The organism is Streptomyces apricus (assembly GCF_008369065.1).
GTDB classification, from domain to species: domain Bacteria; phylum Actinomycetota; class Actinomycetes; order Streptomycetales; family Streptomycetaceae; genus Streptomyces; species Streptomyces apricus.
Map to the genome: position 1 here is coordinate 89,478 of NZ_VDFC01000058.1, position 8,855 is coordinate 98,332.

Below are 8,855 nucleotides of genomic sequence, written 5' to 3' on the forward strand. Positions count from 1 at the left end.
GTCGGCGGTTGCCCCCTTGCCGTCGACCGCGCTGATCACAGCGGGTTTCCCGCACGGCCCCGCCGTCGGGAAACAGGCAACCCGTCGACCCCTCCGCCCCCGGCGGCCAGTCTGGTGCCCGGAAGAACGAGCACGCCCTGCGACCAGGCAGGACGACCGCAAAGGGGAAACATGCGCAAGCTGTTCGACACGGTACTGGCGCTGGCGACCGCGGCCACGGCGACGCTGGCGTTCGCCGGCACGGCCGACGCCAGGGCGGCCGACGACTGGGCCGGCTGCCCGTCCGGCGCCGTCTGCATCTACCCGCAGAACCAGGACCCCGCCCGCAGCCCCAGCAACGTCTACTGGGCGTACGGTCCCCACAACCTGAGCAACCAGTCGGGCTGGCACTGGGTCCTCAACAACCAGACCGGCGGCGCCTCGGCCGAACTGTGCCTGAACTACGGCGGCACGAACTGCAACTACACCATCGGGGCCCAGAAGGGCGTCTACGCGGACCTCGGGCCGGTCAACTCGATCAAGTTGAACCGTCCGTAAGCCGTCCGTAGGCCTCACGCACGGAAGGCCTTGGGAAGGTGAACGCCCGGAACCGCGCCCGCGGTTCCGGGCGTTCACCTTCCCCGGCGAGGGCGTCCACGGGCAGCCGTTTTTCACCCCACCTCGCACCACAACGGTCAAAGGCTGAGCCACTGTCACATTCCACCTCTACTGTGGACATGGGGCCTCTCACGGCTCATGCGCGCGACAACGGGGGACGTGGTGGGGGAGCAGCACACCGGAGACCGACGCGGGGCAGGACCGTCCGACGGCACCGTTCCCGACTTTCCCACCCAGTTGCGGCGCCTGCGCCGTCAACGAGGGTTCTCACTGGCCGACATGGCCCGGCAGGCGCACTACAGCAAGGGCTACCTCAGCAAGATCGAAACGGGTGCCAAGCGGGCCACCGTCGACGTCGCCCGGTGCTGCGACCGGATCCTGCACGCCGAGGGCGGGTTGCTGCGGCTGCTGACGGAGCCGCCCGGGGAGGCGGGGACCGCACCCGGGCGGACGGGCCCCGACGGCACCTGCCCCTACCGGGGCCTGTCGGCGTTCACCGCCCGGGACGCGCCGTGGTTCTTCGGCCGCGAACGGGCCACCGCCGCACTGGTCGAGCGGGTCTTCGAACGGATCGGCGGCGGACCCCTGATGGTCGTCGCCCCCTCGGGGGCCGGCAAGTCCTCCCTGCTCAACGCCGGTCTCGTACCGGCCTTACGGGATCCCGCCGGCTTTCCCATGCCCGGCGCCGAGCAGTGGCCGGTGGTGGCGTTCACACCCACCGCGCATCCGCTGGAGGAGCTGCTGACCGGCGTCGCGAAGGCGATGGACGCCGATCCGGGCCTCACCCCGCAGCAGGTGCGGGAGCGGCCCGGGCTCCTGCTGGAGGCGGTGCGGTGCACGGCGGACGGGCACCCCGGGCCCGACGGGGACCGGCGGCCGCCGCCGGTGCGGCCGGTGTTCCTCGTCGACCAGTTCGAGGAACTGTTCACCCTCTGCTCCGACGAGGACGAGCGACGCGCCTTCGTCCGGGTGCTGTGCGCCGTGTCGACGTCCCGCCGCCCGCCGTCCCCGGCGCACGCATCCGGCCGTGATCCGGCCGTGGTGGTCCTGGGCGTACGCGCCGACCTGTCCGGCCGCTGCCTCGAATTCCCCGAACTGGCCCCGGCGTTCACCGACGGACTGTTCGTCCTGCCCCCGATGTCCGTCGCCGGGCTGCGGGAGGCCGTCACCCGGCCCGCCGACCTCACCGGACTCACCCTGGAGCCCGGCCTCGTCCCCCTGCTGCTGCGGGACGCCGGCCTGCGCGCGGAACCGGAGGGACCGCCCGGTGACGGGCCGCAGGCCGGGCCCGCCCCGCCGGACGTCACCCCCTCCGGTGCGCTGCCGCTGATCTCCCACGCGCTGCTGACCACCTGGCAGCGGCGCGAGGGCGACACCCTGACCGTCGCCGGGTACGAGCGCACCGGCGGCATCCGCGGGGCGGTCGCCCGCACCGCCGAGGACGTCTTCGCGGGCCTGTACCCGGCCGAACAGCAGACGATCCGCAGGATCCTGGTGCGTCTGGTCCACGTCGCCGACGGCGCCGGGCCGACCCGGCGCCGGATGGGCCGCAGCGCGCTGATGGAGCGCCTGACCGACGTGGACGGCGCCACGGCAGCCCTGGACGCCTTCGTGCGGGCCCGCCTGATCACCGCCGACCGCGACACGGTCGAGATCGCCCACGAGGCGCTGCTGCACGCCTGGCCCCGGCTGCGCGGCTGGATCGACGCCGACCGCGACGGACTGCTGATCCACCAGCAGCTCGCGCACGCCGCCGACGAGTGGGCGCGCGAGGGCGGCGACCCCTCCGCCCTCTACCGGGGCACCCGGCTCGACACCGTCCGGGCCTGGGCCGGGGAACGGGACGGCCGCGACCGGCTCAGCGCCCGCGAGGAGGCGTTCCTGCGCGCGAGCCTGGCCGAGGAGGCCGAGCGGCAGCGCCAGGCCCGGCGGCAGGTCAGGCGCCGGCAGTCCATGCTGGCCACGCTGGTGGTGCTGCTCGTGCTCGCCGTCCTGGCGGGCGCGCTGGCGTACCGGCAGCGTGCGGGCGCACTGCACCAGGAGCGGGTCGCCCGGTCCCACGCGCTCGCCGCGCAGTCCGCCTCGCTGGCCGCCGGCCAGCCCGAGGCCTCGATCCGGTTCGCCGAGGAGGCCTACCGCTCCCAGGCGACGCCTGAGGCGCGCGGCGCCCTGCTCAGCACCCAGGCGCAGCCCTTCTCGGCCCGGCTCGGCGGGCACCGCGGGCCGGTCAACGCGGTCGCGTTCGCCCCGGACGGACGCACCCTGGCCACCGCCAGTTCGGACGGCAGGGTGACGCTGCGGCGGCTCGCGGACCGCCGTACGGTCGCCGCGTTCGCGATGCGCGGACGGGCGCGGTCGGTCGCCTTCAGCCCCGACGGCCGTACGCTCGCCGCGAGCGGCCCCGACTCGCCGGTACGGCTGTGGGACGCGGTGCGCCACCGCGCACGTGCGGTGCTGCCGGCGGGCACCGAGGGCGCCCGGGCCGTGGCCTTCGACCCCCGCGGGCGCCTGCTGGCGATCGCGGCGGCCGACGGCTCGGTCCAGGTCTGGGACACGCGACGGGAGCGCCGCGTGGCGTCCTTCACCGGCCATGCCGGGCAGGTGGACACCCTCGCGTACGCCCCGGACGGCCGGACCCTGGCATCGGCCGGCGCCGACCGGACCGTACGGCTGTGGGACACGGCGCGCGACCGGCCCGCGGGCGTCCTCGAAGGGCACGGCGACGACGTGCTGGGCGTCGCGTTCGCGCCGGACGGGCGGAGCCTGGCGAGCGGCGGCGCCGACCGGAGCGTACGGCTGTGGGACCTGGCGCGGCGGCGCACGACCGCGGTCCTGACCGGGCACAGCGACGACGTCAACGCGGTCGCCTACGCTCCGGACGGGGCCACGGTCTTCAGCGCGGGCGGCGACGGCACGACCCGGCTGTGGGACGTGCACAGCGGGATGCAGACGCTCACGCTCACCGGCCACACCGACTACACGATGGGGGTGGCGGTGAACGCCGCCGGGACGGTGCTCGCCACCGCCGGGTTCGACCAGTCGGTGGTGCTGTGGACGCTGGGCGGGCCGGTGCTGACGGCCCGTCCGTCCACCGAGGTCTGGCAGTCCGCGTACAGCCCCGACGGCAGACTGCTGGCGTCGGCGGGCGCCGATGGCACGGTGCGGCTGTGGGACGTGGCGCGGCACCGGTGCGTCGCGACGCTGCGCGGGCACCGCTCGGCCGTGTTCTCGGTGGCCTTCGCCCCCGGCGGACGGACGCTGGCCTCGGCCGGTGCGGACGGTACGGTGCGGCTCTGGGACGTGGCCGCCCGCCGTCCGCCCGTCACGCTCACCGGGCACCGCGGGGACGTCTTCTCCGTGGCGTTCGCCCCGGACGGCGCGCTGCTGGCGTCGGCGGGCGCCGACGGGACGGTGCGGCTGTGGGACGTGGCCGCCCGCCACCGCCTGGCCACGCTCACCGGCCACACGGACTTCGTCAACGGCGTCGCCTTCAGCCCCGACGGGCGCACCCTGGCCAGCGCGGGCGACGACCTGACCGTACGGCTGTGGGACGTGGCGGGCCGCCGGCCGGTGGCCACGCTCGCCGGGCACACGGGCGCGGTGCGGGCGGTGGCGTTCGGACCGGACGGCCGGGCCCTGGCGAGCGGCGGCAACGACGGGACCGTACGGCTGTGGGACGTCCGCCGGCACCGGCCCACGGCGGTGCTGCGGGGCCGCACCGGCTCGGTGCGCGGCATCGCGTTCTCGCCCGGCGGCCGGCTGCTGGCCGGCAGCGGCAGCGACCGCACGGTGCGGCTGTGGGAGGTGGCCGGGCGGCGGCCGTGGGCCACGCTGACCGGTCATACGAACGCGGTGTGGGGCACCGTGTTCGCCCCGGACGGGCGGACGGTGGCGAGCAGCAGCAACGACGGGACCGTGCGGCTGTGGGACCTGGACGTGCCGGCGCGGTTCGCGGCGATCTGCCGCCTGCGGCTGTCGGCGGGCACGCCGGTGTGCCCGCACCGCTGACCGGGCACGTCCCCCACCGGCCCGGACACACCCGCGGGCACGCCGCCGTCGACGCGGGCCTCCTCGCGGCGGCCCCGGCCCGGTAGTGGACGGTCGCGGTGGTGCCTACACGTTCCTGCGGTACTGTCCGCCGACCTCGAAGAAGGCCTCGGTGATCTGCCGCAGGGAGCAGACCCGGGCGGCGTCCATCAGGACCGCGAAGACGTTGTCGCCGTTGATCGCCGCTTCCTTCAGCCGGGTGACGGCCTGCGCGGCCTCCGCGCCGTGCGCGGCCTGGAAGTCACGGACCCGCCGCAGCTGCGACTCCTTCTCCGCCTGCGTGGCGCGGGCGAGTTCGACCTCGGCGCCCTCGGGCTCGTCGCCGGGCCGGCGGAAGGTGTTCACGCCGATGATCGGCAGCGAGCCGTCGTGCTTGCGCTGCTCGTACAGCATCGACTCGTCCTGGATGCGGCCGCGCTGGTAGCCGGTCTCCATGGCGCCCAGCACCCCGCCGCGCTCGTTGATGCGGTCGAACTCGTCGAGTACCGCCCGCTCGACCAGGTCGGTGAGCTGGTCGACGACGAACGAGCCCTGCAGCGGGTTCTCGTTCATCGCCAGGCCCCACTCGCGGTTGATGATGAGCTGGATCGCCAGGGCCCGGCGCACCGACTCCGCGGACGGGGTGGTGACCGCCTCGTCGTAGGCGTTGGTGTGCAGGGAGTTGGCGTTGTCGTAGATGGCGATCAGCGCCTGCAGGGTGGTGCGGATGTCGTTGAAGTCCATCTCCTGGGCGTGCAGGGACCGGCCCGAGGTCTGGACGTGGTACTTCAGCTTCTGCGAACGCTCGTTGGCGCCGTACTTCTCCTTCATGGCGACGGCCCAGATCCGGCGGGCCACCCGGCCGAGGACCGAGTACTCCGGGTCCATGCCGTTGGAGAAGAAGAACGACAGGTTGGGCGCGAAGTCGTCGATGTGCATGCCGCGGGCCAGATACGCCTCGACGTAGGTGAACCCGTTGGCGAGGGTGAAGGCGAGCTGGCTGATCGGGTTCGCGCCGGCCTCGGCGATGTGGTAGCCGGAGATCGACACCGAGTAGAAGTTGCGCACCTGGTTCTGGATGAACCACTCCTGGATGTCGGCCATCATCCGCAGCGAGAACTCGGTGGAGAACAGGCAGGTGTTCTGTCCCTGGTCCTCCTTGAGGATGTCGGCCTGCACCGTGCCCCGCACGGTCGCCAGCGCCTGCGCGCGCAGCCCGGCGGCCTCCTCGGGGGAGGGGTCGCGGCCCTCGGCGGTACGGAACGCCTCGATCCGCTGGTCGATCACGGTGTTGAGGAAGAACGCCAGCACGGTGGGCGCCGGACCGTTGATCGTCATGGACACCGAGGTCGTCGGCGCGACCAGGTCGAAGCCGTCGTAGAGGGCCTTCATGTCGTCGAGGGTGGCCACCGACACCCCGGAGGTGCCGACCTTGCCGTAGATGTCGGGACGCTCGTCGGGGTCGCGGCCGTACAGGGTCACCGAGTCGAACGCGGTGGACAGGCGGGTGGCGGGCTGCCCCTCGGAGAGCAGCTTGAAGCGCCGGTTGGTGCGGAACGGGTCGCCCTCGCCGGCGAACATCCGCGCCGGGTCCTCGCCGTCGCGCTTGAAGGGGAACACCCCGGCGGTGAAGGGGAAGCGGCCGGGCAGGTTCTCCCGCCGCCAGAACCTCACCAGCTCCCCGTGGTCGGTGAAGCCGGGCAGCGCCACCCGGGGCACCTTGTTGCCCGACAGGGACTCGCGGGTCAGCTTGGTGCGGATCTCCTTGTCCCGGATCCGCACGACCTGCTCGTCGCCCGAGTAGGACTCCACGACGGCGGGCCAGTCCTCGATCTGCTCCGCGACCTCGGGCCGCAGCTGCCTGCGCGCCCGGTCGAGCAGCTCCTGCACGTTCCCCGCGTCGGAGCCGGCGTCGGCGAGCTCGGCCCTGACCGCGTCCAGCCGCTGCACGCGCCGCGCCGCCTCGGCGAGCGCCTCGGTCTCGGCGTGGTACGCGCGGACCGTCCCGGTGATCTCGGCGAGGTAGCGCACCCGGTCCGCGGGCACCACCTGGCGGATCCCGGAGGAATGGCGTACGTCCACCCGCGGCAGCGCGCCCTCCGCCACCGGCAGCCCCCGCTCGGCCAGCACCCCCTTGAGGTGCTGGTGCAGGGCGGTCACGCCGTCGTCGTTGAACGTCGCCGCGGAGGTGCCGAACACCGGCATGTCCTCGGGCCGCTGCCCGAACGCTTCGCGGTTGCGCACCAGCTGGCGGCCCACGTCGCGCATCGCGTCCTTCGCGCCGCGCCGCTCGAACTTGTTGATGGCGACGACGTCGGCGAAGTCGAGCATGTCGATCTTCTCCAGCTGCGAGGCGGCGCCGAACTCCGGCGTCATCACGTACAGCGAGGCGTCGACGAACGGCACGATCGCCGCGTCCCCCTGGCCGATGCCCGGCGTCTCCACGACGACCAGGTCGAAGCCCGCGGCCTTGACGACGTCGATCACGTCGGACAGGTGCTCGGGCAGCTCGTGGCTGCCGCGGGTGGCGAGGCTCCGGAAGAAGATCTGGTCCCCGTCCAGCGAGTTCATCCGGATGCGGTCGCCGAGCAGGGCGCCACCGCCCCGGCGGCGCGTCGGGTCGACCGCGATCACCGCGATCCGCAGCTTGCCGCGCTGGTCGAGGTGGAACCGGCGCACCAGCTCGTCGGTGAGCGAGGACTTGCCGGAGCCGCCGGTGCCGGTGATGCCCAGGACCGGTGTGACCCGCTCCGCCGCGGCCGACCGCACCCGCTGCGAGAACTCCTCGGGCAGTTTGCCCAGCTCGGCGCCGGTGACCGCGCGGGCGATCGAGAACCGGTCGCCCGCGAGCAGGGCCGCGGCGTCGGCGGGCTTGCTCTCCCAGAGGTCGAAGTCGCAGTCCCGCACGACCGAGTTGACCATGCCGGCGAGGCCCATGCGCTGGCCGTCCTCGGGGGAGAAGATGGTCACCCCGCTCGCCCGCAGCCGGGCGATCTCCTCGGGCACGATCACCCCGCCGCCGCCCCCGACCACCCGGATGTGGTCGGCGCCCTGGGAGCGCAGGGACTCCACCAGGTACTCGAAGTACTCGACGTGTCCGCCCTGGTAGGACGAGACCGCCACGCCGTGCACGTCCTCCTCCAGGGCCGCGTCCACAACCTCCTGCACCGACCGGTTGTGCCCGAGGTGGATCACTTCGGCGCCCTGCGACTGGAAGATCCGCCGCATGATGTTGATCGACGCGTCGTGTCCGTCGAACAGGGCGGAGGCGGTGACGAGCCGGACGGGGTGCGCAGGACGGTGCAGATCGCGCATGAGGGCCTTCCCGGAGCACTTCGGAACAGTGGTGACACCAAGGATAGTAGGACGTCCTAGTATTTTATGGGGAGGCGGTACGACGGCAAGCCCCGCCGCGCACCGGAGGGGGAGCCGGGTCCTCGCCGGGCGTCAGCGCGCCCCCGCGAGCCCCCGCAGCACCGTGTGCGCCTCCAGCAGCGACGGGCCGTACCAGGTGATCAGCCGGCCGCTCACCAGGCGGGTCGGTGCGGTACGGAACGCCTCGGGCCCGTTCTGCCCGCTGAACGCGTACGGCTCGTCGGGCAGCAGGACGAGGTCCACGTCCGGCCGGTCGATCCGCGCCAACTCCATGTGCGGGTAGCGGTCCGGGTGCCCGGCGAACGCGTTGGCGAAGCCGGCCCGGCGCAGCAGGTCGCCGGTGAAGGTGGACCGCCCGACCACCATCCAGGGGTCGCGCCAGATCGGCACCGCCACGGTGGCGGCGATGTCGGGCAGGGGCCCGGACCACAGGGCGCGCGCCGCGTCGAGCCAGTCGGGCACCGGCCCGCCGAGCGCCCGGGTGAACAGCCGCTCCATCGAGGTCAGGGCCTGGGGGAGCGTCTCGATGACGGTGACCCACACCGGCACCCCCGCCGCGCGCAGCCGGGTCACGTCCAGTTCGCGGTTCTCCTCCTTGTTCGCGATCACGAGATCGGGCCGCAGCTCCTCGATCGCCCCGCGGTCGGGGTTCTTCGTGCCCCGCACCCGGGCCACGTCGAGGTCGCCGGGGTGGGTGCACCAGTCGGTGGCCCCGACCAGCACCTCCGGCCGGCTGCGGGCGAGGGCCTCCGTCAGGGACGGGACGAGGGACACCACCCGCCGCGGCGGGCGGGGCAGGTCCACGCCGGTTCCCATGTCGTCGCGCGGCGGCGTCATCAAGCTCCTCGTCCGGGAGG

At 73.8% G+C, this 8,855-nt stretch carries 4 protein-coding genes; 2 read left to right on the top strand and 2 right to left on the bottom strand.

Annotation, left to right across the window (positions count from 1 at the left end; all coding sequences use genetic code 11):
- The first annotated feature begins 171 nt into the window (after positions 1-171).
- Together FGF04_RS32030 and FGF04_RS32035 are read left to right on the top strand one after the other, a co-directional pair.
- Positions 172-537 carry a hypothetical protein gene (locus FGF04_RS32030; protein WP_149514872.1) on the top strand — a complete coding sequence of 122 codons (366 nt, stop codon included), beginning with the start codon at positions 172-174 and terminating at the stop codon, positions 535-537.
- A gap of 198 nt (positions 538-735) precedes the next feature.
- Complete coding sequence (locus FGF04_RS32035) at positions 736-4,605, top strand: nSTAND1 domain-containing NTPase (protein WP_149514873.1); 3,870 nt, start codon at positions 736-738, stop codon at positions 4,603-4,605.
- 105 nt (positions 4,606-4,710) lie between these two features.
- Here the strand turns inward: FGF04_RS32035 and icmF are convergent, their stop codons facing one another.
- Both icmF and FGF04_RS32045 read right to left on the bottom strand, forming a co-directional pair.
- On the bottom strand, positions 4,711-7,938 hold the full coding sequence (gene icmF / locus FGF04_RS32040; RefSeq protein WP_149514874.1) for a fused isobutyryl-CoA mutase/GTPase IcmF: 3,228 nt from the start codon (positions 7,936-7,938) through the stop codon (positions 4,711-4,713).
- Positions 7,939-8,070: 132 nt separating this feature from the next.
- A complete protein-coding gene (locus FGF04_RS32045; protein WP_149514875.1) occupies positions 8,071-8,835 on the bottom strand; it encodes a helical backbone metal receptor in 765 nt (254 codons plus the stop codon).
- Positions 8,836-8,855: the final 20 nt, after the last annotated feature.